This window comes from Actinocorallia aurea (assembly GCF_054783995.1).
The window spans coordinates 1-24,734 of the sequence record NZ_BAAGPQ010000032.1; the positions used below are offsets into that span (position 1 = coordinate 1).

The 24,734-nt window shown below is 71.4% G+C and carries 25 protein-coding genes, 1 pseudogene and 2 riboswitches; of the genes and pseudogenes, 7 read left to right on the plus strand and 19 right to left on the minus strand.

The genetic code is table 11. The features are described 5' to 3' along the window. The 3 genes and pseudogenes from ACYVOM_RS34740 to ACYVOM_RS34750 all read right to left on the minus strand — a co-directional run. Positions 1-286 (minus strand): annotated as a pseudogene (locus ACYVOM_RS34740) (hypothetical protein); the annotation flags it as partial. Positions 287-456: 170 nt separating this feature from the next. Beyond that, complete coding sequence (macS, locus tag ACYVOM_RS34745; RefSeq protein ID WP_460307826.1) at positions 457-1,596, minus strand: MacS family sensor histidine kinase; 1,140 nt, start codon at positions 1,594-1,596, stop codon at positions 457-459. Between the two features lie 39 nt (positions 1,597-1,635). Further along, positions 1,636-2,355 carry a lysophospholipid acyltransferase family protein gene (locus ACYVOM_RS34750; RefSeq protein WP_460307827.1) on the minus strand — a complete coding sequence of 240 codons (720 nt, stop codon included), beginning with the start codon at positions 2,353-2,355 and terminating at the stop codon, positions 1,636-1,638. A gap of 179 nt (positions 2,356-2,534) precedes the next feature. On the opposite strand from ACYVOM_RS34750, the gene ACYVOM_RS34755 reads away from it, so the two are divergent. Next, entirely contained in the window at positions 2,535-3,272 is a 738-nt protein-coding gene (locus ACYVOM_RS34755) for a hypothetical protein (RefSeq protein WP_460307828.1), read from the plus strand. Between the two features lie 45 nt (positions 3,273-3,317). On the opposite strand, the gene ACYVOM_RS34760 is transcribed toward ACYVOM_RS34755, so the two are convergent. From ACYVOM_RS34760 to ACYVOM_RS34785, 6 genes are all read right to left on the minus strand, one after another. Next, the gene (locus ACYVOM_RS34760; protein WP_460307829.1) at positions 3,318-3,734 is read right to left on the minus strand and encodes a hypothetical protein; all 417 of its coding nucleotides are present in this window, start codon (positions 3,732-3,734) and stop codon (positions 3,318-3,320) included. Positions 3,735-3,858: 124 nt separating this feature from the next. Then, positions 3,859-4,545, minus strand: a complete 687-nt coding sequence (locus tag ACYVOM_RS34765) for an endonuclease/exonuclease/phosphatase family protein (RefSeq protein ID WP_460307830.1) — start codon at positions 4,543-4,545, stop codon at positions 3,859-3,861. 17 nt (positions 4,546-4,562) lie between these two features. Next, positions 4,563-5,507 (minus strand): ROK family glucokinase, encoded by a 945-nt coding sequence (locus ACYVOM_RS34770; protein ID WP_460307831.1) that lies wholly within the window; start codon positions 5,505-5,507, stop codon positions 4,563-4,565. A 50-nt stretch (positions 5,508-5,557) separates the two neighbouring features. Next, positions 5,558-5,941 (minus strand): DUF5304 family protein, encoded by a 384-nt coding sequence (locus ACYVOM_RS34775; RefSeq protein ID WP_460307832.1) that lies wholly within the window; start codon positions 5,939-5,941, stop codon positions 5,558-5,560. Between the two features lie 79 nt (positions 5,942-6,020). Next, positions 6,021-6,470, minus strand: a complete 450-nt coding sequence (locus ACYVOM_RS34780) for an SRPBCC family protein (RefSeq protein WP_460307833.1) — start codon at positions 6,468-6,470, stop codon at positions 6,021-6,023. A gap of 32 nt (positions 6,471-6,502) precedes the next feature. Then, on the minus strand, positions 6,503-7,276 hold the full coding sequence (locus ACYVOM_RS34785) for a metallophosphoesterase family protein (protein WP_460307834.1): 774 nt from the start codon (positions 7,274-7,276) through the stop codon (positions 6,503-6,505). 138 nt (positions 7,277-7,414) lie between these two features. Here ACYVOM_RS34785 and ACYVOM_RS34790 point away from each other — a divergent pair, with 138 nt between their 5' ends. Both ACYVOM_RS34790 and ACYVOM_RS34795 read left to right on the plus strand, forming a co-directional pair. Continuing rightward, on the plus strand, positions 7,415-9,196 hold the full coding sequence (locus ACYVOM_RS34790; RefSeq protein ID WP_460307835.1) for an AMP-dependent synthetase/ligase: 1,782 nt from the start codon (positions 7,415-7,417) through the stop codon (positions 9,194-9,196). A gap of 100 nt (positions 9,197-9,296) precedes the next feature. Beyond that, a complete protein-coding gene (locus ACYVOM_RS34795; RefSeq protein WP_460307836.1) occupies positions 9,297-9,452 on the plus strand; it encodes a hypothetical protein in 156 nt (51 codons plus the stop codon). A gap of 212 nt (positions 9,453-9,664) precedes the next feature. On the opposite strand, the gene ACYVOM_RS34800 is transcribed toward ACYVOM_RS34795, so the two are convergent. The 6 genes from ACYVOM_RS34800 to ACYVOM_RS34825 form a co-directional block, all read right to left on the minus strand. Beyond that, positions 9,665-10,789 (minus strand): glycosyltransferase family 4 protein, encoded by a 1,125-nt coding sequence (locus tag ACYVOM_RS34800; protein ID WP_460307837.1) that lies wholly within the window; start codon positions 10,787-10,789, stop codon positions 9,665-9,667. A 75-nt stretch (positions 10,790-10,864) separates the two neighbouring features. Continuing rightward, positions 10,865-12,052 (minus strand): hypothetical protein, encoded by a 1,188-nt coding sequence (locus tag ACYVOM_RS34805; RefSeq protein ID WP_460307838.1) that lies wholly within the window; start codon positions 12,050-12,052, stop codon positions 10,865-10,867. A 77-nt stretch (positions 12,053-12,129) separates the two neighbouring features. Continuing rightward, positions 12,130-12,942, minus strand: coding sequence for a CHAP domain-containing protein (locus tag ACYVOM_RS34810; protein WP_460307839.1), 813 nt, complete (start codon positions 12,940-12,942; stop codon positions 12,130-12,132). A gap of 11 nt (positions 12,943-12,953) precedes the next feature. Continuing rightward, positions 12,954-13,107, minus strand: a riboswitch (cyclic di-AMP (ydaO/yuaA leader). 103 nt (positions 13,108-13,210) lie between these two features. Beyond that, positions 13,211-13,729, minus strand: coding sequence for a C40 family peptidase (locus ACYVOM_RS34815; RefSeq protein WP_460307840.1), 519 nt, complete (start codon positions 13,727-13,729; stop codon positions 13,211-13,213). A gap of 46 nt (positions 13,730-13,775) precedes the next feature. Continuing rightward, positions 13,776-13,977, minus strand: a riboswitch (cyclic di-AMP (ydaO/yuaA leader). A 457-nt stretch (positions 13,978-14,434) separates the two neighbouring features. Further along, the gene (locus ACYVOM_RS34820; protein ID WP_460307841.1) at positions 14,435-15,415 is read right to left on the minus strand and encodes a C40 family peptidase; all 981 of its coding nucleotides are present in this window, start codon (positions 15,413-15,415) and stop codon (positions 14,435-14,437) included. A gap of 196 nt (positions 15,416-15,611) precedes the next feature. After that, positions 15,612-16,955, minus strand: a complete 1,344-nt coding sequence (locus ACYVOM_RS34825; RefSeq protein WP_460307842.1) for an NYN domain-containing protein — start codon at positions 16,953-16,955, stop codon at positions 15,612-15,614. Positions 16,956-16,978: 23 nt separating this feature from the next. On the opposite strand from ACYVOM_RS34825, the gene ACYVOM_RS34830 reads away from it, so the two are divergent. The 3 genes from ACYVOM_RS34830 to ACYVOM_RS34840 all read left to right on the plus strand — a co-directional run bounded on the left by ACYVOM_RS34830 (position 16,979) and on the right by ACYVOM_RS34840 (position 19,793). Continuing rightward, positions 16,979-18,715 carry a DEDD exonuclease domain-containing protein gene (locus ACYVOM_RS34830; protein ID WP_460307843.1) on the plus strand — a complete coding sequence of 579 codons (1,737 nt, stop codon included), beginning with the start codon at positions 16,979-16,981 and terminating at the stop codon, positions 18,713-18,715. Next, positions 18,696-19,445, plus strand: coding sequence for a rhomboid family intramembrane serine protease (locus ACYVOM_RS34835; protein WP_460307844.1), 750 nt, complete (start codon positions 18,696-18,698; stop codon positions 19,443-19,445). The genes ACYVOM_RS34830 and ACYVOM_RS34835 overlap by 20 nt, the downstream gene beginning before the upstream one ends. A 66-nt stretch (positions 19,446-19,511) precedes the next feature. Next, on the plus strand, positions 19,512-19,793 hold the full coding sequence (locus tag ACYVOM_RS34840) for an Lrp/AsnC family transcriptional regulator (RefSeq protein ID WP_460307845.1): 282 nt from the start codon (positions 19,512-19,514) through the stop codon (positions 19,791-19,793). 84 nt (positions 19,794-19,877) lie between these two features. On the opposite strand, the gene qcrB is transcribed toward ACYVOM_RS34840, so the two are convergent. Genes qcrB through ctaE form a run of 4 tightly spaced genes read right to left on the minus strand, consistent with a single transcriptional unit; the run spans position 19,878 to position 24,057 of the window. Then, a complete protein-coding gene (qcrB, locus tag ACYVOM_RS34845; RefSeq protein WP_460307846.1) occupies positions 19,878-21,500 on the minus strand; it encodes a cytochrome bc1 complex cytochrome b subunit in 1,623 nt (540 codons plus the stop codon). 2 nt (positions 21,501-21,502) lie between these two features. After that, complete coding sequence (gene qcrA, locus ACYVOM_RS34850; protein WP_460307847.1) at positions 21,503-22,585, minus strand: cytochrome bc1 complex Rieske iron-sulfur subunit; 1,083 nt, start codon at positions 22,583-22,585, stop codon at positions 21,503-21,505. Continuing rightward, complete coding sequence (gene qcrC, locus ACYVOM_RS34855; RefSeq protein WP_460307848.1) at positions 22,582-23,409, minus strand: cytochrome bc1 complex diheme cytochrome c subunit; 828 nt, start codon at positions 23,407-23,409, stop codon at positions 22,582-22,584. The genes qcrA and qcrC overlap by 4 nt, the downstream gene beginning before the upstream one ends. 12 nt (positions 23,410-23,421) lie before the next feature. Continuing rightward, the gene (ctaE, locus tag ACYVOM_RS34860) at positions 23,422-24,057 is read right to left on the minus strand and encodes an aa3-type cytochrome oxidase subunit III (RefSeq protein WP_460307849.1); all 636 of its coding nucleotides are present in this window, start codon (positions 24,055-24,057) and stop codon (positions 23,422-23,424) included. Positions 24,058-24,250: 193 nt separating this feature from the next. Between ctaE and ACYVOM_RS34865 the strand changes: the two genes are divergently transcribed. After that, positions 24,251-24,679: a response regulator gene (locus ACYVOM_RS34865; RefSeq protein WP_460307850.1), complete on the plus strand. Its 429-nt coding sequence runs from the start codon at positions 24,251-24,253 to the stop codon at positions 24,677-24,679. Positions 24,680-24,734 lie beyond the last annotated feature (55 nt).

The following is a 24,734-nucleotide window of genomic DNA, read 5'->3' on the forward strand; positions in this document are numbered from 1 at the left end:
GCACGGGCGGCAGGGCTGCGCCCGGCGCGGGCAGCGCGGAGGCGACCGGCGGCGCGGAAGGCGTTACGGGCGGCAGCGCGGAGGCGACCGGCGGCGCGGAAGGCGGCACGGGCGGCAGCGGCGCGGTGGCCGCGGGGCCGGGCGCGGACGGTGAGGGCGGCTCCGGCGCGGGGGCGGCGGCGTCCTGCTCGGGCGCCTTCGCGGGCGCGTCGGACTGCGGGGCGGGAGCGGGAGCGGGCAGCTTGCCCTTCTCACCCGCGACGGGCTTGTCCTGGCTCTCAGACATCGGGCTCTCCCTGGGCCGGCGCTTTCGGGGGTCGGGGGAGTGCGGCGGCGGCCCGAGCCCATCATGCCGGGAACCGGGTAAGCGCGACGTCAACCCGCGACGCTCAGCACGGCACCGTCAGCGCACCGTCAGCACGGCACGCTCAGCGCGGCTCAGTCAGCACGGCACCGTCAGCGCGGCACCGTCAGTTCGATCTCGGTGCCCTGGCCGGGCGCGGAGACGATCTCCACGGTGCCGCCGAGATCGCGGACCCTGCCGCGCACCGACTGGGCGACGCCGAGCCGCCCGTCCTCGGCGGCCTGCGCCAGCCGCCCCGCGGGCATCCCCGGCCCCTCGTCGCGGACGCTGACGGTCACCGCGGCCCCGTCGTCCTCGACCAGCACCCAGGCGCGCGTGCCGGGCGGGCAGTGGGCCGCGACGTTGTCCAGGGCCGCCCCGACGGCCGCGGCCAGCTCCCGGGCGGCGGTCGCGGGCAGCGGCACCGGCGTCGCCGGGGTGGCGAGCTGGACGGTGGCCGAGGCCCGCCGGGTGAGGAGGGTGCGCAGGTCCACTTCGTCGCCGTCCAGCGCGCTGGACGCCCCGGGTAGGCCGGGGACGGACGGAGGGTCCGAGGGGCCGGAGATCAGCGCGCGCAGGGCGGCCTCCTGTTCCCCCGCGAGCCTTCCGAGCTCCGCGGCCTCGCCGCCGAGCTCACCGCCGCGCCGCTGCACGAGCGCGAGGATCTGCAGGACCGAGTCGTGGATGTCGCGGGCGAGCCGCTCGCGCTCGCGGGTCGCGGTCTCCATCGCCACGGCCCGGGCCATCCGCCGCTCGGCCGCCAGCGCCAGCGTGCCGAGGGATCCGACGATCACGCCGACCATGAGCAGCAGGACGATCCCGTTGAACGTCGTCTGGGTGAAGACCCCCGCGTAGCCCGCGCGCAGCGCCACGTCCGGCACCGCCACCGCGACGGCCGCGGCGACCCCGTGCCCGACCCCGCCGCGCAGCGCCCACGCCATGACGGGCGCGGCCACCCAGCTGACGGTCAGGTTGGGCGTCCCCGAAGCGAGGTCCGCGCGGGTCTCCACCAGGCCCGTCGCCAGCAGGCACGAGACCGAGACGGCCAGGTCGGCCAGCCCGAAGACGGTCCCGCCCCGCACCCGCGCGGCCACCGCCGTCCAGCCGGCCATCACCGCGAGGACGGCGAAGCCGCCCAGCGGATGCCGGTAGCCGCCGTGCCCCGAGATGATCAGGATCCCCGCGTAGGCGCAGGCGACCACCCGGAAGACCGCGATCGACCGCCACAGGACCGCCTCGACGCCCGCGCTCACGCGCCGCACCTCACCCGGCGCCGCTCACTCGTCGTCGGCTCACTCGTCGTCGTCGTCCGACCGGCGCGCCTCGCGGCCCTGCTGCTCGGCCTTGACCTCGGCGGCGTACCTGTCGACGTACTCCTGGCCGGACAGCTCCTGGATCGCCTTCATGATCCGGTCGGTGACCGTGCGGAGCACCTCGCGGTCGTCCTCGCGGCCGTAGTACTCCGAGAAGTCCAGCGGCTCGCCGAACCGGACGCCCGGCCTGCCGGGCAGCCCGAAGACCTTGGGCCGCGCGCCCGCCGGCATCAGCTCGAACGTGTGCATCATCGCCATCGGGACGACCGGGACGCGGCCCTGCAGGGCGAGCCGGGCGACGCCGGTCTTGCCCTTGAACAGCCGGTTGTCCGGCACCCGGGTGCCCTCGGGGTAGATCCCGAGGAGCTTGCCCTCGCCGAGCACGCGCAGGCCCGTCACGAGGGCCTCCTCGCTGGCCTTGCCACCGGTCCGGTCGATCGGGATCACCCCGACGCCGCTGAAGAAGAACCGGCTGAACCAGCCCTTGATCCCCTTGCCGGTGAAGTAGTCGCGCTTGCCGAGGAAGACGATCCTGCGGCGCAGCGGCAGCGGGCCGAAGAAGTGGTCGGCGAAGGACAGGTGGTTGCAGGCGAGGATCGCCGGCCCCTGCTCGGGCACATTGCCGAGCCCGCTGTTCTTCGGCCGCCAGACCACCCAGAGAATGGGACCCAAGATGGATTTGACCACCCACCAGAACATCCGCGCCCGCCTCTCTTCGCCGTGCACCCGTATCCGATGCGCGAGACATCTTCGCACGGACGGGAGCCGTTTCCCCGGGGGAGTCTCCGCAACGATCGCGTCCCCGCGCGCTCCATGGGACGATTCGCACCGTAGGCTCATCGCATGATGGCCGACGGGTACCCGAGGAGCTGAGGGAAGTGAACCGCCGCGAGAACGGGCTGTCAGCGGACACCTACACGCCCTTGATCGACCTCGTCCCCGACCTCGCCGACGAGCTGCTCGCCGTGCTGGGCGCCGCGGGGATCGCCGCCTACGCGCTGGCGGGCGAGACCGCGGGCCCCGACGTGCTGGACCGCGTGCACGTGGACGCCGACCACAAGGGCGAGGCCGAGAAGCTGCTGCATCCCCTGCTGCGCGAAAGGCTGGCCGCCTCCCCTGCGGCGCCGGCCACCGAGCGCAAGGAGCCCGCCGAGCGCGACCAGAGAGCCGACGACGCGGCCTTCGCCGAGATCATCGCGGGTTTCGACGACGAGCCCGCCGAGCAGTCGTGGCCGGATTCGGAGCATCTGGACCCGGGTGAGGACCGCACCGGCCGCCTCCCCACGGCCCGGATCGTCTTCTCCGGCCCTCCCCCGGGCGACGACGAGGACGACGAGCCCGCCGTCAAGGCCGACGGATCACTCGAGGAGGACGCGGAGGGCCACTATGAGCCCCCGCCCCCTCCCCCACTGCCCACCGGCGACCCGACCACCCGGCTCGCCTGGGCGTGCCTGGTCGGCGGCCCCGCCTACATCCTCACGACCGTGGTGCTGCGCTGGTCGTCCCCGGGATGGGCGGCGTTCCTCGCGGTCGCGGCCTTCATCGGCGGGTTCGTCACCCTGGTCCTGCGGATGGGCGACGAGCCGCGCGACGGCGACGACGGCGCGGTCGTCTGACCCGCCGGCCCGCCTGCCGTTCTGCCCGCTGATCTCTCCGGCGATCTATCCGGCGACCTTGAGGTAGGCCTTCTCCACGGTGACGGTCGTCGTGCCGAAGTTCTCCACCTCGGCCCGGTAGGACTTGTCCGCGAACAGCGACACCAGCCCGGTCAGCGTGTACTCGACCTTGGTCCCATTGCCGACCTTGTCCTCGCCGACGAGGTCCTTGACGCGTGCGGACCCGTCCCGGGCGTACTCGGCCACCGCGAGCTTGAGCTTCTCGCCCGCGGTCTGGCCGCTGACGGTCACCGTCAGCGTGGTCACGTGCGGCCCGGACCGCTTCGGCAGCCACGCGGCGGTCGCGCCCCCGGCGTGCACCCCGTCGGGATCGTTCCACTCCACGTCGAAGGCGATCGGCACCCGCTTGCCCGGGGCCACGGTCACCGCCTTGCCGATCCCGAGATTGATGAGAATCTCCATGCCCGCCCTCCCACGCTGCCTGCTGCCGAAATCGGACTCTAGTGGCAGCGCGCCGGGCGCGGCGGTGAAGCGCGCCAGCGCGTCTGACCTGACCGGGCCGTAGGGTCCCGCAGTAAGCCGCCGGTCAGGACGGGCCGAGCCGCAGCAGGACCGGGAGGTGGTCCGTCGCGAGGGCGAGGTCGGCCTCGCGCGGGACGGGCGGGACGCCGCAGCCGAGGACCGGAAGATCCGGATCGGTGAAGAAACCGTCGATCCGCCGTCCGGGGCGCCAGGCCGGGAAGGTCATCTCACCGCCTTCGGGCGCGGTCGCATAAGCGTCGCGCAGCACCCCCGAGAGCAGGTTCCAGGCCCTGCCGTCCGGCGTCTCGTTGAAGTCGCCGCCCAGCACCACCGGGGCCCCGTAGGCGGGCAGCAGCCCCAGCAGCTCCCGGACGTGCCCGACCCGCTCGACCGGGTCGAGGCCCAGGTGCACGGACGCGACCGCGAGCTCCCGCCCCGCAACCTCCACCACCGCGACGGCCAGCGCCCTGCGGTGCCGGGGCGGCGCCCAGCTCAGCCGGTGGAACCCGGCCCGCACCAGCCGCACCCCGGGCCCGCCGAGGACTGCCAGGCCCGCGGTGCGCCGCCCGGCCAGCACCCGCATCCCGACGGCCCGGGCCAGCCCCTCCCGCGCCGCGCGCCAGCGGCCGTAGCGGGGCACCTCCTGAAGGCACAGCAGGTCGGGGGCGCAGGCCCGCACGACGCGCGCGAAGGCGGCCGGGTCGTCGCGCAGCGACCTCGCGTTGTAGGTGAGCGCCCGCACCGCGGCCACCCGACCTCCTCCCGCCGCTACTGGTGCCGGGCCAGATCCGCCGCGCCGACGATCCCCGCGTCCGGCCCCAGCTCGGCGATCCGGATCTCCGCGAGGCCCCGGTGGCCGCGGCCGGTGACGCTGTCGGCGTAGGCCTTGGTCATCCGGTCCAGGAAGAGGTCCGCGACCGCCGACAGCCCGCCGCCGATGATGAACAGCGCAGGGTCCAGGGTCGCGGTGAGGTCCGCGAGGCCCTGGCCCGCCCAGTCCGCGACGGTCTCGAAGCACTCCAGGGCCGCCGCGTCGCCTTCCCGGGCCGCCTCGGACACCGCGAGTCCGGTGATCTCCACCGTGCCGCCGCTCAGCTCCATCATCCGCGCCGCCCGCTTCGGCTCCACCCGGGCCAGGTCGCGCGCCTCGTGCGACAGGGCGTTGCCCGAGGCGTACTGCTCCCAGCAGCCCCGGTTGCCGCACCCGCAACGCCGCCCGTCCGGGACGACCCGGACATGGCCCAGCTCCGCGCCGATGCCGTGCCTGCCGCGGTAGAGCCTGCCGTCGACGATGATCCCGCCGCCGATCCCGGTGCCGAGGGTCACGCAGACGACATGGTCCTCACCGCGGCCCGCGCCGAACCGGTACTCGCCCCACGCCATCGCGTTGGCGTCGTTCTCCACCACCACGGGCAGACCGGTGAGCTTCTCGACCTTCTGCTTCAGCGGCTCGTCCCGCCACGCGAGGTTCGGCGCGAACAGCACGATCGAGCGGGTCTCGTCCACGAACCCCGCCGCGCCGAGCCCGACCGCGCTGACGTCGGCGTACTTGGCCTTCAGCAGGTTCGTCACCTCCGCGATGACCCCGGCGGTCAGCTCCGGGTTCGTCGACGGCGTCGGCCTGCGCAGCTTCTCGAGGATTCGCCCCTGATCATCGACCACTCCCGCGGCGACTTTGGTGCCACCCACATCCACACCGATGGTCAGCGACATCGCCGAATCCTCCTCTTCCCCCCGGACATCCATCGTCCGGGCGATCCACCTCAGCCGATGTCCAGCGGGTCGTCCCCGCCGGACCCGCGCTCCCCTTCCCGGGGGGCGCGATCCGCCCGCCACGTCTCCGCCCCTCCTTCGGGACGGGACGAGCGCGTGCGCTCATACCCCGCCACGGCCTCCTGGAAAGCGGCGAAAAGAGCCTGTCCGGCGTCGACCACATGGCCGACGACATCGGGCCCGGCGGCCTTGGCGGCCTCCATCGCACGGCACGCGGGGCAGTTGTGCGGGCAGCGGGCTTCCGCCGTCTCCTCACGTACCGCCTCGCTCCACACGTCGCCGCCCTGGCCCGGACGGTCGTCGCCCACCCTGCGGCGCACCGCCTCGAACAGCTTGAAGGCCTCTTCGAGGACGTTTCCCGGCTGATCGGTCATGCGCTTCCCATTCACCTCATGGTCGGCCGGTAACCGTACCGTGCCCGGCCGGTTACCCGCACGTACTGCCTGCGGGGGTTCAGTTGGCGGCCGCCGCCACCTCGACGCGGCGCTTCAGGCCCTTCAGGGCCGAGTCGATGATGACCTTCTCGGCCTTGCGGCGGATCATGCCGATCATCGGGATCTTGACGTCGACCGCCAGCTCGTAGCGGACCTCGGTGCCGTCGCGGCCGTCGGCCAGGGCGTACCTGCCGCTCAGGCCCGAGACCACGGCGCCGGCCTCGGAGAGGTCCCAGCGCAGCTCGTCCTCGCCGCTCCAGTGGCAGCGGACGCTGTAGGTGTCCTTGATCGGGCCGGACGCCAGCGTCATCCGGACGACCTCCGGCCTGCCCTGCTCGTCGGAGCTGACGACCTCGGCCGCGGAGATGCCGTCGGCCCACTGCGGGTAGGCGGCGTAGTCGGCGATCACCCCCATGATCTGCGACTTGGCGGCGTTGATCGTGATGCTGGAACTGGTCCGGTCGGCCATCGCGTCCCCTTCGTCATGGTCCTAGGCGGAGATTACTCCTCCAGGCTGAGCACGTAAGGCTCTCCGCTCGCCCGGAAGTGCCCGACGTTGACGCACTCGGTCCTGCCGATCCGGGTGCGCGTCGCCAAGGGCTGGTGCACATGGCCGAACAGCACGTACCGGGGCTGCGTCTCGCGGACCGCGTCGAGCAGCGCGTCGCTGCCGCGCTCGAACCGCCGGGCGACGGTGTCGTAGAGCAGTTCGGGGACCGCGGGCGGGATGTGGCTGCACAGCACGTCCACCGCGCCGACCGCGGCGACCTTGGCCGCGAACTCCTCGTCGGTGATCTCGTTCGGGGTGTGGTAGCGGGTGCGCAGGCCCCCGCCGACGAACCCGAAGGTCAGCCCGCCGATCTTGGTGGTCTGCCCGTCGAGGACGGTGTGGCCGTCGCGGACGAACTCGGGCCACAGCCCGGGGACGTCGACGTTGCCGTACGTCAGGTAGGACGGCACGGGCATGGCCGCGAACAGCGCGCTGTACTGGCGCCGGACCGCCGCCTCGATGTAGGTGCGCGGATCGCCGTCGAGCGAGGCCCACAGGTCGTCGGCCAGGGCCCGCGACCGCGCGTACTCCCCTACCGCTCGCAGCGCCAGGTACTCCTTGGCGGCCACCTCGCCGAACAGCTCCCCGAACAGGCCCTGGGCCGGATCGGCATAGTCGACGAACAGGATCAGGTCGCCCAGGCAGACCACCGCGTCGGCCCCGTCTCCGGCGCGGGCCAGCGCGTCTGCCCTGCCGTGGACGTCGCTCACCACGTGGATCCGCATGTCCTCCAACATAACGTCGCGCTGCGGTCAAGGAACGAGCACGCCGCGATATCCTCGAATCCGGGGCTACCCGCCGGTAGCCGATTCACGGTACGTTCCTGCGAGCCCCTGCCCGCGAAGACGCGAAGGACCAGTTCAGTGCGTGAATACACCGCCCCCGCCCTGGTGGAGGTGCCCGCCTCGGCCACGACGACGGACACCGTCTTCGAGCGTGCCGCCCGCGACCCGCGCAAGATCGCGTTCAGGCGGCCCGACGGCAAGGGCGGCTGGCGCCCTGTCTCGATCGGCGAGTTCCGCGACCAGGTCGTCGCGGTCGCCAAGGGCCTGGTGGCCCTCGGCGTCCAGCCGGGCGACCGGATCGGCCTGCTCTCGCGCAACCGGTACGAGTGGACCGTCATCGACTACGCGATCTGGACGGCGGGCGCCGTGACGGTGCCGATCTACGAGACCTCCTCGGTCGAGCAGATCACCTGGATCCTCTCGGACTCCGGCGCGTTCGGCGTCTTCACCGAGAACACCGCGCACAAGGCCTCCGTCAAGGAGGCCGGGGGCGAGCGCGTGTGGGTGATCGAGGACGGCGGCCTGGACGAGCTGGCCGAGGCCGGCGCCGAGGTGTCCGACGAGCTCCTCGAAGAGCGCCGCACCTCGCGCCGGCTCTCCGACCTCGCCACCCTGATCTACACCTCGGGCACGACCGGCCGCCCCAAGGGCTGCGAGCTGACCCACGGCAACTTCGTGGAGCTGTGCCGCAACGCCAAGCTGGGCGAGCTCGACGAGATCCTCGGCCACGCCGGAGGCTCGACCCTCCTGTTCATCCCGCTGGCGCATGTCTTCGCCCGGATGATCCAGGTCCTGGTGATCGAGTCCGGTGTCGTGCTCGGCCACAGCCCCGACATCAAGCACCTCCTGGACGACCTCGGCTCCTTCAAGCCGAGCTTCCTGCTCGCCGTCCCGCGCGTGTTCGAGAAGGTCTACAACGGCGCCGAGCAGAAGGCGATCGCCGGCGGCAAGGGCAAGATCTTCGCCAAGGCCGCCGAGACCTCCATCGCCTACAGCAAGGCGCTGGACGCCCCGGGCGGCCCCGGCTTCGGCCTCAAGGTCAAGCACACGGTCTTCGACAAGCTCGTCTACGGCAAGCTCCGCGAGGCGGTCGGCGGCAACGTCACCCACGCGGTGTCGGGCGGCGCGGCCCTCGGCGAGCGGCTCGGCCATTTCTTCCGCGGCGTCGGGATCACCATCCTGGAGGGCTACGGCCTCACCGAGACCACCGCGCCCCTGTCGGTGAACACCCCGCGCCACCTCAAGATCGGCTCGGTCGGGCGGCCCGTGCCCGGCACGTCGATCCGGATCGGCGAGGACGGCGAGGTGCTCGCCCGAGGCATCGGCGTCCTGGCCGGCTACTGGAACAACGAGCAGGCCACCAAGGACGCGATCGAGGACGGCTGGTTCCACACCGGCGACCTCGGCGCGCTCGACTCCGACGGCTTCCTGTCGATCACCGGGCGCAAGAAGGAGATCCTGGTGACCGCGGGCGGCAAGAACGTCGCCCCGGCCCCGCTGGAGGACCGCGTCCGGGCGCACCCGCTGGTCAGCCAGTGCCTGGTGGTCGGCGAGGGCCAGCGGTTCGTCGCGGCCCTGGTGACCCTCGACCCCGAGGCGGTCGAGCCGTGGCAGGCCGCCAACGGACTGGCCGGCAAGTCGATCGCGGAGCTGGCCGAGGAGCCCAAGGTCATCGCGGAGATCGCCAAGGCGGTCGAGTCGGCGAACCTCTCGGTCTCGCACGCCGAGCAGATCAAGAAGTTCAAGATCCTCGACGAGGACTTCACGGTGGAGAACGACTACCTGACCCCGTCGCTCAAGGTGAAGCGCCACCTGGTCGTCAGCGCCTTCGCCCCGGTGATCGAGGAGATCTACCGGTAGATCTACCTTTCACCGGTTCCGTCCTGGTTCAACCCCCTAAATACTGATTGTCAACCGATGGATGGTTTCTGTGACCGTCCGTAGAGGGGGTTGACCAGCGATGGCCCGGCTATCACGCAATGAGATCGAAGAGGGCACCCAGAACGACCGCCGCCGCTCCGCCCGCAACAAGGCCCGCCAACAAGCCCAGGCCAAGACCGGAAGGCACGGCACGGCCAAGAAGTCCCTCCCGTTGCGCCGCGGCCAGGGGCGTTGATATTGGCGCCGCCTTCGGCGTCGCGGTGATCGGGCGCTTGAGATCCCTGGGCTGCCGGCCTCCGGGCCTGTTCGTGGGTGTTTCGATCGTGGGTGGCCGCGCCTGGCGGCGCTCCCGGGAACCGTTCGGGGGCGCCGCCTTTGGGCGGGCGTGGAAACTGCTTTTTTGGTGGGTTTTAGCTGGCTTCTGGCGGGTGTGAACTGGTCTTTTGGTCAGGTGTCCAGGATGGCGCTGAATCTTTCGGACTGGCGGGACCAGGTCCATTCGCGCTCTACCCAGGTGCGGCCTCGCTGGCCCATGGCGCGGGCCTTTTCGGGGTCGGACAGGAGGGTCGCGACCGCGTCGGCGACCGCGCCGGGGGAACGGCCGGGGGCCACTAGGCCGGTCTCGCCCTTCAGGACTGCGTCGGGAGCGCCGCCGGAGTCGCCGGCCACGACGGGGAGGCCTGTCGCGGAGGCCTCCAGGTAGACGATGCCGAGGCCCTCGACGTCGAGGCCGCCGCGGCGGGTGCGGCACGGCATCGCGAAGACGTCGCCCGCGTCGTAGTGGGCGGGCAGCTCCCGCCACGGCACCGCGCCGGTGAACACCACCGAGTCGCGCACCCCCGCCTCGTCGACCAGGCGCTCCAGCTCGGCCCGGTGGGGACCGCCGCCGACGAGCAGCAGGGCCGCGTCCGGCACCCGGGCGCGGACCGCGGGCCAGACCCGGATGAGGGTGTCCTGGCCCTTGCGGGGCACCAGCCGCGACACGCACACCGCCACCGGGCGGCCGTCGAGCCCGTGCCGCTTGCGCACGTCCGCGCCGCCCGCCCCGGCCCGGAAGACCGTCTCGTCGACGCCCGGGGCCAGCCGCGTCAGCCGGGCGGCGGCCTGCGGCGACAGGGCCTCGGACATGCGGGACCGGGTGTAGTCGCCGAGGTAGGTGAGCACGTCGAGGCCGTCGCCGATCCTGCGCAGCAGGCTCCGCGCGGCGGGCAGCTGCGCCCACGCGGCCTCGTGGCCGTGCGTGATCCCGACGGCCCGGCCTATCCCCGTCCGGCGCAGCGCGGGCGCGAGGAGGCCGAGCGGAGCGGCGGCCCCGAACACCACCGAGTCGCAGCCCTCGGCGCGCGCGATGTCGCGGGCACGCCGCAGCACCGACGGCTCCGGCAGCATCAGCGACGTGGGGTGGCGCACGATCGGGAACGGCTGCGCCGCGTCGAACGCGCGGTCGCCCTTCCACCGGGGGGCGTAGACCACCACCGAGCCCTCGGGCCTGCGCAGCGCGAGCTGGTGGACGAACTGCTGGATACCGCCCGCCCGGGGCGGGAAGTCGTTGGTCACTATGAGACTCTTCATCGCAGCCCCCACAATGCCAGCAACCCCGCGATGCCGCGGAACCGCCCGTACCGCCCGGCGGCGGGTCCGGCACGGTCAGCCGAGGCGGGCCGTCAGGTAGTCGCGCCAGGCGGGGACGATGTCGGCGGTGCCGAGCACGTCGCGCAGGGCCTCCTTCTCCGGGCGGTCCCGGGCGGCGCGGTAGAGGGCGACGAGCTTGGCCTGCCCGTAGGTCTCGGCGATCATGCGGCAGGCTAGCCAGGACTCCTGGTATGCCTGGCTGAGCCGGGGCGAGGAGCCGCCGAAGGCGTCCTTGCCGGGGAGCGCGCTGGGCAGGTCTCCGGCTTCCACCTCGCGTGCCAGCTCCACGGCCGCCTCCCGGTCCGTGGCCCCGGCGCCCAGGTATCCGACGTAGTCCGCGAACCCCTCGACCAGCCACAGCGGCGTGGTGGTGTCGGAGGCGGCGTCGGCCGCGATGTGGGTGAGCTCGTGGGTGAGGACGACCCTGCGGCCCAGCGCGCTGAGGCGGGGCCAGGCTTCGGGCGAGACCAGGATGCGGGCCGGCGGCGTGCTGCCGTCGGCGTTCGGCGGGGCCGCGGCCAGCGCGGCGATCTCGGCGAGGTCGCGGTCGCCGGCGAGGACGCGGGCGTGCTCGCCGTCGACCGGCACCAGCGCGATCGCCCTGCGCGCCCAGCCCTTCCCGACGACCGCGGTGACCGCGGGGGCGGCCCGGTCGAGCCCGGCCGCCACCTGGTCGAGCGGCCCCTCCCCCACCACGAGGCAGGACTCGCCCTGAACGGCCCGGACCCGCCCGCGCGACCAGATCTGCGGATCGTCGGCGTGCCCGTCGCCGCCGTCCCCGGTGATCCCGGACGGGCCCACCCGCAGGTAGGCGGTGCGCACCGCCTGGGCGGTGTCGAAGCCCTGGTAGGAGTGGGAGGTCCGGAGCGTCGCGAGGCTCCCGTCGAAGGACTCCAGGTCCTCCCGCCAGACGGCCAGGGGCAGCCCGGCGAGCACGTCGAACAGCTCCTCCTGACGGGCGAGGAACCCCGGTTCGGCAGGATCCACGGTGGCCAGGAACGCCGCCTTGTCCTTGGCCGGGACCGCCGCGGCACGGGCTGCGAGCAGGGACTTCACCGCCTCGGGCGCCGGGCCCGTCGCGGCGGGGGCGGGGGTCTGCGCGGCGCGGCAGCCCGCGAGCAGCCCCGCGCCCGCCAGCGCCCCCGCGCGCAGCACCGCGCGGCGGCTGCGGACATGGGAAGGCCCCGGGGCGTCGGACTCCATGGGCAGCGATCCTATGACCGCGCCCGGATTCCGAGGCTCCGGGGCCTTCGCGCTGATCGGCGTCAGTGGCCGGTCCGTCAGCTCTTGTAGTCCGGGTAGCCGTAGCCGACGATCTGGTCGGCGGAGCGGACCTTCTGCTGGACCTCGTTGCCGGTGTTGCCCTCGACGGTGTGGATGGTGCCGTCGTCGTCGACGTGGTCGACGATGCCGACGTGCTGGATGTCGTCGAGGCCCTTCTCACCGCTCCAGTTGAAGAAGACGATGGCGCCCGCCTTCGGGGTGGTGCCCCAGCGGCCTTCCTCCTTGAACCACTTCGCGTGCGCGACGGTCCAGGCGTCCTGTCCGACGGTGTCCTCCATGCCGGTCTGCTCGGCGACCCAGGAGACGAACATGTTGCACCATTCGGCGTCCAGGTAGCCGGCGCGGCTGCCGCCGTCGCGCTCGACGGTCTCGGCGGCGCGGTCGGTCTTGGAGTACCACTCGCTGAACTTGGTCTCGCCGCTGGAGTCCTCGGCCTGGCCCACCTGGGACTTGGCCTCGGCGACGAACTCCTCGGCGGTGACGCCCGCGATGGCCTGCTTCTCCTCGGTGTCGCGCTTGGCCTCGTCGGAGGAGGCGTCGGCGGAGGCGTCCTCGGAAGCGGTGCTGGAGTGGGCCTTGGTCTTGCCGTCCAGCTTGACCTGGATGGCCGACAGGCCGCCCTTGTTGACGGCGCCGAGGCCGGCGAGGTTCAGCGCGGACGCGGTGATCTCGGCGTTGGTCTTGGTGTTCTCTTCCACGGTGTTGGCGTGGGCCGCGGCACCGAAGGTGCCACCGAGGAGGCTTGCGGCGATGACGCCACCGGCGAGCTTGAGGGTCAGGGCAGTCTGCTTGGCGTGACGACCGGACATAGCTTTGCTTCAACTCCTGTTTCCATGCCGCCTACCGGGTTAGCTGACGGATTCGGGCCTGGAATAGCCCTACGGTGGCGAGCCACCGATTCACCCCGTGCCGATCGCTGATCGGCGAGTGGGTCCCCGGCTCCGCGCTGGGCGCGGACTCGGCGGGAGGACGGCCCCCATGACTTCTGGGGGCCAATCCCGCGTGCATTGACTGAATGAGGTGCGCGGCGGAGATCCCGGAGGGTCTTGCGGGAACCTCCGCCGTGGGTCCGCACGCCTAGTAGGGGCGCACGGCTCCGTTGAAGTTCTTCTTGCGGTAGCTGTCGAGCAGTACCTGACGGACGTGGTCACCGGTGCGGGGAGAGTGGATCATCCACACCTTGTTGCCGGACACCTTGGAGATGATGCCGACGTGGCTGCGGCCTCCGTAGAAGAAGACGAGGTCTCCCGGGTAGAGGTCCTTCCACTTGATCTTCCGCTTGAAGTGCGCGTAGATCGACGTGGTCGTCCTCGGTAGCTTCACGCCCGCCTTGCGGTAGACGTAGCCCACGAGACCGGAGCAGTCGAAGGAGTTCGGGCCCGCCGCGCCGTAGACGTACGGCTTGCCCTTCTTCCTCTTCGCCCAGGCCAGGGCCTTCTGCGCGGTCTTCTTGCGCTCGGACCAGGCCTTCTTTTTCTTCTTGGTGGCCTTCTGCGTCGTGGCCGTCGTTTCGGCCGCGGCGGCCTGCGCGGGAACCGCTATGAGGGCTCCCGGGACGAGGACCGAGGTGGCGAGCAGGCCGGAGGCCAGCCGCACACGCCGGTTCGAGGGCAGGCGAGTGCCAAGGGTGCGAGACAGGGGAATCTCCTTCTTCCTGACGCCTACCGGGTTAGCTGTCGGGTGCGGGCGGAAGTGGAGAAGTGCCCTACGGCCTGCCGCTTGATGGAGCGGCCCGGCCGATTAACCCCGCCGCGGGCATGGCTCGAACCCTTTGGGGGTGGTTCGGGGTGCCTGCGGGTTGGGTCCCCGGCTCCGCGCGTACGCGGACTCGGCGTTAGCCGTCGCGGTCTCCGGGCGTGATGGGGCCCGGGAGGGCGGATTGGGATACCGCCGCACGACCGCGCGACTGCGGGTTGGGTTGTCGGTGACGCCGACGCCCTTCAAAAGGGCTCAGATCGCTCTGTCCTACGCTTCACTGCGCGGCGCGGGTGTCGTCCTAGACACCGGCTCTCGGATCAGGCTGGTCGGCGGGTGTACCACGGGTGGCCGCTGGGTGAGGCCACCGGTCGGCAACGTTCGGATAACGCCGCCTTCAACTCGAAGGTACCAAAGAAACAGCGAAAGGCAAATGGCCCGCAAAGATGACCACGCCCAGGTATGCCCTGGTGAAGCGGGCTTTTGCCCGAGGGTGACACAGGTCTCACCGGACCGGTGAGCCTTCCGGGACCCGAGAAACAGGCCATATCGGGCGTTTCCGGGGTGTTGCCGTGGTGTTGCGCGGGGCCGCCTGGACGGCTCGGGCTACGGCCGGCCGCCGCCGACGAAGCGGTCGTAGTAGTAGCCGGAGGTAATGGAGACGATCTCCACGTTCTTGCCCGTGCGGGGCGCGTGGATCATCTTGCCGCCGCCGACGTACATGCCGACGTGGCCGAGGCCGCTGAAGAAGATCAGGTCGCCCGGCTGGAGGTTCTCGCGGGAGACCCGCTTGCTCGCGGTGTAGTTGTACTGCGAGGCGGCGGTGCGGGGGATCGCCACTCCGGCGGCGGCCCACGACTTGGAGGTCAGACCGGAGCAGTCGTAGCCCGTGGGGCCGGTGCCGCCGTAGATGTAGGGCTTGCCGAGCTGGGCGTAGGCGTAGTCCAGGGCGGTGCGGGCGGGGCCGCTGGCGGGGCCGGTGTAGGTGCCGCCGACGGGGCCGCTCGTGGTGGTGTCGCCGCCGAGGCTCTCGACGAGGTCCTGCTGCTTCTTGATGGCCTTGTCGATCACCGCCTTCTGGTCCTTGATGTCCTTGACCTTGGCGTTGACCTTGTCGAAGGCGTCCTGGGCGTTGCCCTTCTCGCGCTCCATCCGCTGCGTGGAGGCGAGGAAGTCCTTGATCTTGTCGCCGCGCTGGTTGCTCACGTGGGAGAAGATCGACACCTGGTCGAGGACGTCCTGGGGGTCGCCGGAGGACAGCAGCGAGGAGATGTCGCTGATGTCGCCGGTCTTGTAGGCGTCGGCGGCCATCGCCACGATGCCCTCGCGCGCCGAGTCGAAGGCCTTCTTCTCGCGGGAGGCGGCCTTCTTGGCGGAGGTGAGCTTGCGCTGGGCGATCTTGAGGTCGCCTTCCAGGCCGTTGTACTTGTCGACGAGCTTCTCGACCTGCTCGTTGAGCTTGTCCAGCTTCTTCTGGGCCTCGGCCTTGCTCGGCTCGGCCTGGGCGGCGCCGGGGACACTCCAGACGAGGGCTGCGGCCAGGCACGCGACGGCCAGGCTGCGGAACTTCGGAGTGTCTACAGCCACAGCGGAAACGCCCCTTCTTGCACTGGTTTGTCAGCGCTTGACCCTAGTGCCGAAGGGGCCCCCTCACAACCGGAACGCCGCTATTTCACGCTTTTCTCACGCTTGACGGGTTTAGCGGGACAGCGCCCACGTCAAGGCAGCTCAGTGCCCGGAATCGGCGGTCGGAACCCGCCCTGAAACTCCCGGAGGCAGGCGGTCAGAAGCGCCCGAGCCGCTTGAGCAGCAGACCCGACGTCGCCGCCCGGCCGCCCGCGCGCCGCGCCGACGCCGCGACCTCCTGGTCGGACGAAACCACGACGAACACCCGGCCCGGCGGCTCGGCCTGGACGAGTTCGGCGATCAGCTCGTCGGCGATCTGGCCGGGCCTGCTGAACAGCACCCGGACCCCGCGCGGCGCCTGCACCGCGACATGCCCCTCGACCTGGGCGCCGTCGAACACCGCGGTGATCTCCGCGTGCGTCTGGGAGTACAGCCCGCCGAGGCCGCTGATCAGCCGGGCGCGCTGATCGGCCAGCGGCAGCTCGCCGTATCCCGTCTTGGTGACGTTGTAGCCGTCGACGATCAGATGGGCCCGCGGCGCCATCAGCAGCTCCTGGAAGAGCTGCGCGTCGCTCTCGGCGAGGGACCTGCCATGCGGGGTCCCCGCCTCCGCCGCGCCCGCTACGAGGTCGGCGGGCCGGGAGATCACCGACGGGAGGTTCAGCTCGCGCCGCACGCCCTGCGCGGCGTCGACCAGCGTGTCCAACAGCAGCCGCAGCCTGACGTCCTCGATGCTGCGCCCTTCGCGCGCGGCCTTGCGGTGGGACTCCAGGGCCGCCTCCGACGACGCCAGCTTCGTCTTCAGCGCCTTCAGCTCCCGCTCCAGCGCGCCGAGCGCGGCCGCGGACTCCTCCCGGTCGGCCCTCCGCGCGGCGTCCAGCTCCGCCGTGCGCTCGATCGCCTCGCGGGCGGTCCTGCGCTCCTCGCCGAGCTTGCGGCGAAGATCGGCCACCTCGGCCCTGGCGGTCTTCAGCTCGGCCCTCAGCCCGCCCGTCTCGGCCGCGTGGGCCGCCCGGGCCTCCTCCAGCCGGTCCCGCATCGTCTCCGCCTCCTGGACGGCCTGGGACTCGCGGGCGTCCTCGGCGGCGCGGACCAGCTCGGCCCTGGCCGCCTCGACGTGCGCCGGCCACCCTCCCGGGCGGAGCAGGTAGGCCGCGGCGGCGACCCGGACGGCGTCGGCACCTTCGGGGCGCTCCCCCCGCTCCAGGGCCTCGGCCAGCTCCGGCTCGGACTCCCGGAGGCGATCGCCCACCCGGGCGCGGAACGCCGCGTCGGCGTCGAGCTGCTTGGCGATGACCGAGCCGCCCTCGCGGGCTCTGGCCTTCGGCCGGAACTTCACGATCCGCCGGAGCGGCACCGGGACGTCCTCGGCGGGCAGCGCGGCCAGCACTTCGGCGGCGGCGTCCACCACGCGGCGGCGCACCGCCTCGGGCAGCGGCCCGCTGAGGCTCTCGTCCGAAGTGATGGTCCCGCTCCTTTCGGTCTGTGCAGATTTTGTCACACGCGGCCCCTACGGTGCCGACCATGCAAGGCGTTCAAGGCACACTCGACGACCTCGGCACCCCACTGGCCGAGGTCACCTTCACCGTCGTCGACCTGGAGACCACCGGAGGCTCCGCCGACGAGTGCGGCATCACCGAGATCGGCGCGGTCAAGGTCAAGGGCGGGCAGGTCGTCGGGGAGCTGGGCACCCTCGTTGACTGCGGGCTGCCCATTCCGCCCTTCATCTCCGTGCTCACCGGGATCACCCAGCAGATGGTCGTCGGCGCCCCCCGGGTGCCCGAAGTCCTCGCCTCCTTCCTGGAGTTCGCCCGCGGCACCGTCCTGGTCGCCCACAACGCGCCCTTCGACGTGGGCTTCCTCAAGGCCGCCTGCGCCCGTCACGGGTACGCCTGGCCCGCCTTCCCCGTCCTGGACACCGCCGATCTGGCCCGCCGCGTCCTCACCCGCGACGAGGTGCCGAACCGCAAGCTCGGCACCCTCGCCCGCTTCTTCCGGGCCGCCACCACCCCCAACCACCGCGCGCTGGCCGACGCCCGCGCCACCGTCGACGTCCTGCACGGGCTGCTGGAGCGGCTCGGCGCCTTCGGCGTCGCCAGCCTGGAGGAGGCCAAGGCCTTCGCCAAGGCGCCCACCAAGGAGCAGCAGGCGAAGCGGCACCTCGCCGACGGCGTCCCGTCCGGGCCCGGCGTCTACCTCTTCGAGGACGCCTCCGGGGAGATCCTCTACATCGGCAAGAGCGGCGACCTGCGCACCCGCGTCCGGTCGTACTTCACCGCGAGCGAGACCCGCGGGCGCGTCCGGGAGATGGTCGGGATCGCCGAGCGGGTGCGCACCATCGCCTGCCCCACCGCGCTGGAGGCCGAGGTCAGGGAGCTGCGCCTGATCGCCGAGCACAAGCCGCGCTACAACCGCCGCTCGAAGTTCCCCGAGCGGGCCGTCTGGCTGAAGCTCACCGACGAGGCCTTCCCACGGCTGTCCGTCGTCCGCGAGTGCCGGGCGGACGAGGCCGCCTACCTCGGGCCCTTCCCGTCCGCCGGGTCGGCCGAGGAGGCGAAGACCGCCCTGCACGAGACGGCGCCGCTGCGCCAGTGCAACCAGCCGCTGACCGAGCGCCGGATCGCCGCGGGCAAGACGCACACCTGCGCGCTCGCCGATCTCGGCCGCTGCGGCTCCCCCTGCGACGGCCGCGAGAGCCCCGAGGCCTACGCGGGGCACGTCGCGCTGGCCCGCGGCGCGATGACGGGCGCCGCCGGCCCCGTCGTCCGGGCCGCCCGCGGCAGGATCGACAGACTGGCGGGCGAGCTGCGCTACGAGGAGGCAGGCGCCTGGCGGGACCGGCTCGCGGCCTTCCTGCGGGCCGCCTGGCGGGCGCAGCGGTTCGCCTCCCTCGCGGCGTGCCCGGAGCTGGTCGCGGCGCGCCCGGAGCCGTCGGGCGGTTGGGAGCTCGCGGTCGTCCGTCTGGGACGGCTGGCCGCCACCGGCGCCATCCCGCCCGGAGCACCCCGCTACCGGCCCTACGTCGACGCGTGCGTGGCGACCGCGGAGACCGTCCTGCAAGGCCCTCAGCGCTTCGCTGCGGCCCCCGAGGAGATGGAGTGCGTCCTGCGCTGGCTGGAGTCCCCGGGGGTCCGGCTGGTCGAGGTGACGGGGGTGTGGGCCTGCCCGGTCGGCGGCGCGGAAGGACTGCGGGCGTGGATCGACGGTGCCTACGGGGACCCGAAGCCCTACGCTGGCCGACGTGGCGATTCCCCTGTATGACAACCAGCCCACCAGGCGGGTCCCGCTCGTCACCTATGCCCTGATCGCGGCGAACTTCGTGGTCTTCCTGCTGACGCCGATGGCGGTCTTCGGCAACGACAACGCCGACGCGCTGTCCCTGAGCTGCGCGCAGTCGGTGTTCATCCACGAGTTCGGGGCCATCCCGCGGGAGCTGACCTCGGACGAGGCGATCCCGCTGCCGGCCGAGGTGATCCACGAATGCGGCGCGCGGTCCTACGCCAAGATCCCTCTGCTGTCGGCCTTCAGCTCGATGTTCCTGCACAGCGGCTGGCTGCACCTGCTCGGCAACATGATCTACCTGTTCGTCTTCGGCCAGGCCACCGAGGACAGGCTCGGCAGGATCCGCTTCCTGCTCTTCTACCTGGCCTGCGGCCTCGCCGCCGTCTACGGGTACGCGATCACCCAGCCCGGCTCGGAGACCCCCCTCATCGGGGCATCCGGGGCCATCGCCGGGGTCCTCGGCTCCCACCTGGTGATCCACCCGCGCTCGCGCACGATCGCGCTGGTCAGCGGCTTCCTGCCGTTCCGGCTCCCCGCCTGGGTCCTGCTCGGCCAGTTCTTCGTGCTCCAGTGGCTCAGCCTCGGCGCCGCCGACGACGTGGCCTACGTCGCGCACATCTACGGCTTCGCCGCCGGAGCCCTGCTGGGCCTCCTCGCCCGCCGCCCCGGCGTCATCGCCAGAGGCGCCGCACTGGCGTCCCGCCGCTAGCCCGTGATCTCCTCTCCTCCGTTCCCCTCGTAACCTGGGAGGAACCGGACTAAAGGAGGAGGCCCCTTGATTACCGCCATCGTGCTCATCCAGACGGAAGTGGACCAGATCAACGAGGTCGCCGAGGCCATCGTGAAACTCGACGGGGTCAGCGAGGTGTACTCGATCACCGGCGACCACGACCTGCTGGCCATGGTCCGCGTGCGCCACCACGACGAACTGGCCGAGGTCATCCCCGGCCGCCTCAACAAGATCCCGGGCGTCGTCCACACCGACACCCACATCGCCTTCCGCACCTACTCCCGCCACGACCTGGAGTCCGTCTTCTCCCTCGGTCTGCCGGACTGAACTCGACCTGCCAGGCCCAGCGAAAAGGGCCCGCCACCCCCTGCGGGGTGGCGGGCCCTTTTTTCGGCTGTGTGGCAACCGGGTCTAGTGAGTCAGCTCCTTGTGCTGCTCGTCATGACCGTGGGAGTGCGGGTCGCCGTCGCCCTCGACGGGGACGGAGTCGCCGTTGTACCACATGGCCAGGCGGGTCCTGAGGTGGCCGATCGGGCCCTTGGTGCCCTTGGCGGGGACGCCGTTGGCGTCGACCGCGGGCAGCGGGGCCTTCGGCTCCTCCTTGGACAGCATCTTGGCCTTCTCGGAGTTCGCGGGCTCCTTGTGCAGCTCGGAGAACTCGCCGTCCGGGCTCATCACGATGGTGCCGGACTCGTAGCCGTGCGCCATCGTCGCGGCGTCGCTGCGCTGGAGGCCCAGGCAGAGGCGCTTGGTGATGATGAACGCGAGGACCGGGCCGATGAAGACGAAGAACCGGAAGAACCAGGTCGTCGCGTACAGCGACAGGTGGAACTTCTCGGCCAGCACGTCGTTGGCGCCGGCCAGCCACAGGATGCCGTAGAACGCGACCATCGCGACACCGAGGCCGGTGCGGGTGGGGGCGTTGCGCGGGCGGTCGTTGACGTGGTGGTACCGGTGGTCGCCGGTCACCCAGCGCTCCAGCCACGGCCAGATGCCCGCTCCGGTGAACACGATGCCGAGCGGCACCAGCGCCGGGATGAGCACGTTGAGGCTCAGCGTGTGGCCCCAGGCGGTGATCTCCCAGTTCGGCATGAGCCGCAGCGAACCTTCCAGCAGACCCATGTAGAAGTCGGGCTGCGAGGCGGCCGAGATGGCCGACGGGTCGTACGGGCCGAACAGCCAGATCGGGTTGATCTGGGCGAACGTGCCGAGCAGGGCGATGATGCCGAAGGTGTACAGGAAGTACGCGCCGGCCTTGGCCATGAAGACCGGGTAGAACGGGTAGCCCGTCACCTTGGTCTCGGTGCCGCCGGTGCCCGGCATCTGGGTGTGCTTCTGGTGCCACATGATCATCATGTGCGCCGTCACCAGGGCGAGGATGATGCCCGGGATCAGCAGGATGTGCAGGGTGAACATGCGCGGGATGATGTCCACGCCGGGGAACTCCCCGCCGAACAGGAACATGTACCCGTACGTGCCGACGATCGGGATCGCCTCGAGCACACCCTGGGTGATGCGCAGACCCGTGCCGGACAGCAGGTCGTCCGGCAGCGAGTAGCCGAAGAGGCCTTCGAGCATGCCCAGCGTGAACAGGCCGAGGCCGATCAGCCAGTTGATCTCACGCGGCTTGCGGTACGCGCCGGTGAAGAACACGCGGAGCATGTGCACCATGAGGGAGGCCATGAACAGGATGGCCGCCCAGTGGTGGATCTGCCGCATGAGCAGACCGCCGCGCACGTCGAACGTGATGTGCAGCGTCGAGGCGTACGCCTCGGACATCAGCACCCCGTGCAGCGGCTCGTAGGAGCCGTCGTAGTGCACTTCCAGCATGCTCGGCTTGAACCAGAGCGTGAGGAAGGTGCCGCTCAGCAGCAGGATGATGAACGAGTACAGGGCGATCTCGCCCAGCAGGAACGACCAGTGGTCCGGAAAGACCTTCTTGACGTTCCGCTTCATGAAGCCGACCGTGCCGAGCCGGTCGTCCACGAAGTTCAGCGGTCCCGCGACCGCCTTGGGCAGGGTCTCGTCTGCCATGGTCAGCCACGCTCCCAGAAGCTAGGCCCGATGGGCTCGGGGTAGTCACCCGTCGCGATGAGGTAGCCCTCGTCGTCGACCGCGAGCGGCAGCTGGGGCAGCGGACGGGCGGCCGGGCCGAAGACGACCTTCGCGCCGTCGGTCGCGTCGAACGTCGACTGGTGGCACGGGCACAGGATGCGGTGCGTGGTCTGCTCGTACAGGGCCGCGGGGCAGCCGACGTGCGTGCAGATCTTGGAGTACGCGATGATCCCGTTGACGGTCCAGTTCTCGCGGCCCTTGACCGGCTTGATGAGGTCGGGCTCGATGTTGACGAGGATCGTCGACGCCTTCGCGATGAGGGTCAGCGACTCCTCGCCGTTCTCGTGGATGCCCTCCGGCAGCACGGTGATCATGCCGCCGGGCGAGTTGAAGTCCGAGGCCTTGAGCGGGGCGTTGGTGCCGTCGACGACGATCCGGACGCCCTTCTTGCCCTCGCCCTTGGCCTTCTCCACCGCCTCGCCCCACCAGGTGCTGCGCAGGCGCTTCTCCGGCAGCGGACCGAGGTCGCGCAGCAGGAACAGCGGCGCGAGGCCCAGCGGCGCGGCGGCCAGCAGGAGCGTGCGGCGCACGAGCGGGCGCTTGACGAACCCGCTGTCGGCCGCGCCCTGCTGGAAGTCGCGGGCGAAGGACGCGCGGGTGGCCTCGTCGGTGGCGAGGTCGTGGCGCTCCTGCTCGATCGGCACGCTGGTCATCAGCCGCCGGAACCAGACGGTGACGCCCGCGGCCAGGGCCAGGAACGCCAGCGTCATCAGGCCGCCGAGCCAGAGGTTCGACTCCTGCGCGCGGTGGATGCCGTGCATCCCGCCGTCGCGGCCGCTCCAGCCGATGAAGTAGACCATGAAGCCGACGCTCGCGGCGAAGGCGAGCAGGAAAAGCGTCGCGACGATGCGCTCGGCCTTCTTGGCCTTGCGCTCGTCGAGCTCGTAGCCGGCCTCGACGGGTCCGACCTCGTCGTCGGCGACCAGGGCCTTGCCGGCCGGAGCCGCGGCCGGGGTGCCGATCACGCGCTCTGGCGCGGGATTCTCGTTGGTTTCGTCGCTCATGACTTCTTCAGCTTCTTCGGCTTCTTGGCGGTGATCCAGATGGACGCGAAGACGAGCAGGCCGATACCGACCACCCAGCCGGCGAGGCCCTCGGAGACCGGGCCCATGCGGCCGAGTCCGTGGCCGCCGGGGTTGGGCTCCTCGCGGACGGTCTCAAGGAACGCGATGATCGCGGCCTTGTCCGCCGGCGTGAGGGTCGTGTCGTTGAAGACGGGCATGGCCTGCGGGCCGGTGAGCATCGCCTCGTAGATCTGGGTCGGCGTGGTCTCCAGCAGGTCCGGCGCGTACTTGCCCTCGGTCAGGGCGCCGCCCTGGCCGGTGAAGTTGTGGCACTGCGCGCAGTTGGTGCGGAAGAGCTTCCCGCCCAGCGCGACGTCGCCACCCTCGGGCACGGCGGGGACACCCGGGCCGCCACCCAGGGACTGGATGTACTCGGCGACCGCGGTGATGTTCTCCTCGTCGTCGAACGGCGCGACGACCTTCTTGCTGGGGATCTGCGCGGCCGTCGTCATCGCCGGCATGCGACCGGTGCTGACCTGGAAGTGGACCGACGCCGCGCCGACGCCGATGAGGCTCGGCGCGATCGTGTTGTCGGCGGCGTCCTTGGTGCCCTCGGCGTTGATGCCGTGGCAGCTGGCGCAGTTCTGGTTGAACAGCTCCTTGCCCTTGGCGAGGTCGGCTGCCTGGGCCTGGGTGCCGGTCGCCTGCGCCTGATCGGTGGCGGGCGACACACCGGCGTAAATGGCGCCGATGGCCACCAGAGCGGCCAGCACGACGGCGTAGCCCGCCCAGGAGCGCCGGCGCCATGCGGTGAACCTAGTCACGGATGGTCCTCGTTATCGGATCAGGTAGATGGTCGCGAACAGGCCGATCCAGACCACGTCCACGAAGTGCCAGTAGTACGAAACGACGATCGCGCTCGTCGCCTGCTCATGGGTCCAGCGCTTCGCGGCGTACGTGCGTCCCAGGACGAACAGGAACGCGATCAGGCCTCCGGTCACGTGCAGGCCGTGGAACCCGGTGGTCAGGTAGAAGACCGAGCCGTAGGCGTGAGACGAGAGAGTCGTGCCCTCGTGGATGAGCTCCCGGTACTCCCAGAGCTGTCCGAGCACGAAGTAGAGGCCCATGAGGAAGGAGATCACGTACCAGAAGCGCATCTTCCGGAGACGGTCGGCGTCGGAGCCGCCCTTCTTCTCGACGGCGAAGACGCCCATCTGGCAGGTCACGGAGGAGAGCACGAGGACCAGCGTGTTGACCGCCGCGAACGGCAGGTTCAGCTCGGCCTGGGGCCACTCGTCTCCGAGGCCTGTCGTCACCGACCGGATGGTGAAGTACATCGCGAACAACGCCGCGAAGAACATGAGCTCGGACGACAGCCAAACGATCGTCCCCACATTGACGAGGTTCGGACGATTCGCCCGGCCGCCATGCGTAGTTGTCTTTATCGCGGATGCAGTTGCCACGGGCAGCATTATTACGGCACCTCGCCGCCACCCTGCGCAGGACCCCCCGTTTGCGGCCGAAGCTTCGGTCACAACTTGGACCTTCGACGCGTGCGGCCGGGAACTTCCGCGCGGGCGGCCGCGTTGGGAACGGCCCCGCCGCGATCACCCTCCGGGCCGCGTCCGCCCTTGTGGGAACGTGCTGAAGGAGTATCTTTGCGCCATGAGCACCACGGACGCCACCGCCTCCCCGGTCAAGGTCCTCGTCTACAGTGACGACGCAGCCACCCGTGAGCAGATCCGGCTGGCCATCGGCCGCCGGCCCGCCGCCGACCTCCCGCCCGTGGAGTACGTCGAGTGCGCGACCCAGCCCGCGGTCGTCCGCCTGCTGGACGCGGGCGGGATCGATCTCGCGGTCCTCGACGGCGAGGCGCAGCCCGCCGGCGGCCTCGGCGTGTGCCGCCAGGCCAAGGACGAGGTGTACGACTGCCCGCCGGTCCTCGCGGTGATCGCCCGCCGGGACGACGGCTGGCTGGCCACCTGGTCGCGGGCCGACGCCGTGGTGACCCAGCCGCTCGACCCGTTCGCGGTGGCCAAGTCCGCCGCCCAGCTCCTGCGGCGCCGCGCCGCGGACCGCCTGCCCGTCCTGTAGGGCGGGCCCCGAGACACGTTCGCCGCCGCGGACCGCCCGGCCGCAAGGCCGGTCC

Coding starts and splice junctions, on each gene's coding strand:
- ACYVOM_RS34785 (WP_460307834.1), bottom strand. CDS start 7,276: ATGCGGATCCACGTGGTGAGCGACGTCCACGGCAGGGCAGACGCGCTG.
- ACYVOM_RS34760 (WP_460307829.1), bottom strand. CDS start 3,734: ATGGAGATTCTCATCAATCTCGGGATCGGCAAGGCGGTGACCGTGGCC.
- ACYVOM_RS34775 (WP_460307832.1), bottom strand. CDS start 5,941: ATGACCGATCAGCCGGGAAACGTCCTCGAAGAGGCCTTCAAGCTGTTC.
- ACYVOM_RS34800 (WP_460307837.1), bottom strand. CDS start 10,789: ATGAAGAGTCTCATAGTGACCAACGACTTCCCGCCCCGGGCGGGCGGT.
- ACYVOM_RS34865 (WP_460307850.1), top strand. CDS start 24,251: ATGAGCACCACGGACGCCACCGCCTCCCCGGTCAAGGTCCTCGTCTAC.
- ACYVOM_RS34810 (WP_460307839.1), bottom strand. CDS start 12,942: ATGTCCGGTCGTCACGCCAAGCAGACTGCCCTGACCCTCAAGCTCGCC.
- ACYVOM_RS34805 (WP_460307838.1), bottom strand. CDS start 12,052: ATGGAGTCCGACGCCCCGGGGCCTTCCCATGTCCGCAGCCGCCGCGCG.
- ACYVOM_RS34795 (WP_460307836.1), top strand. CDS start 9,297: ATGGCCCGGCTATCACGCAATGAGATCGAAGAGGGCACCCAGAACGAC.
- ACYVOM_RS34770 (WP_460307831.1), bottom strand. CDS start 5,507: ATGTCGCTGACCATCGGTGTGGATGTGGGTGGCACCAAAGTCGCCGCG.
- ctaE (WP_460307849.1), bottom strand. CDS start 24,057: ATGCTGCCCGTGGCAACTGCATCCGCGATAAAGACAACTACGCATGGC.
- ACYVOM_RS34830 (WP_460307843.1), top strand. CDS start 16,979: ATGCAAGGCGTTCAAGGCACACTCGACGACCTCGGCACCCCACTGGCC.
- ACYVOM_RS34750 (WP_460307827.1), bottom strand. CDS start 2,355: ATGTTCTGGTGGGTGGTCAAATCCATCTTGGGTCCCATTCTCTGGGTG.
- ACYVOM_RS34780 (WP_460307833.1), bottom strand. CDS start 6,470: ATGGCCGACCGGACCAGTTCCAGCATCACGATCAACGCCGCCAAGTCG.
- qcrA (WP_460307847.1), bottom strand. CDS start 22,585: ATGAGCGACGAAACCAACGAGAATCCCGCGCCAGAGCGCGTGATCGGC.
- qcrB (WP_460307846.1), bottom strand. CDS start 21,500: ATGGCAGACGAGACCCTGCCCAAGGCGGTCGCGGGACCGCTGAACTTC.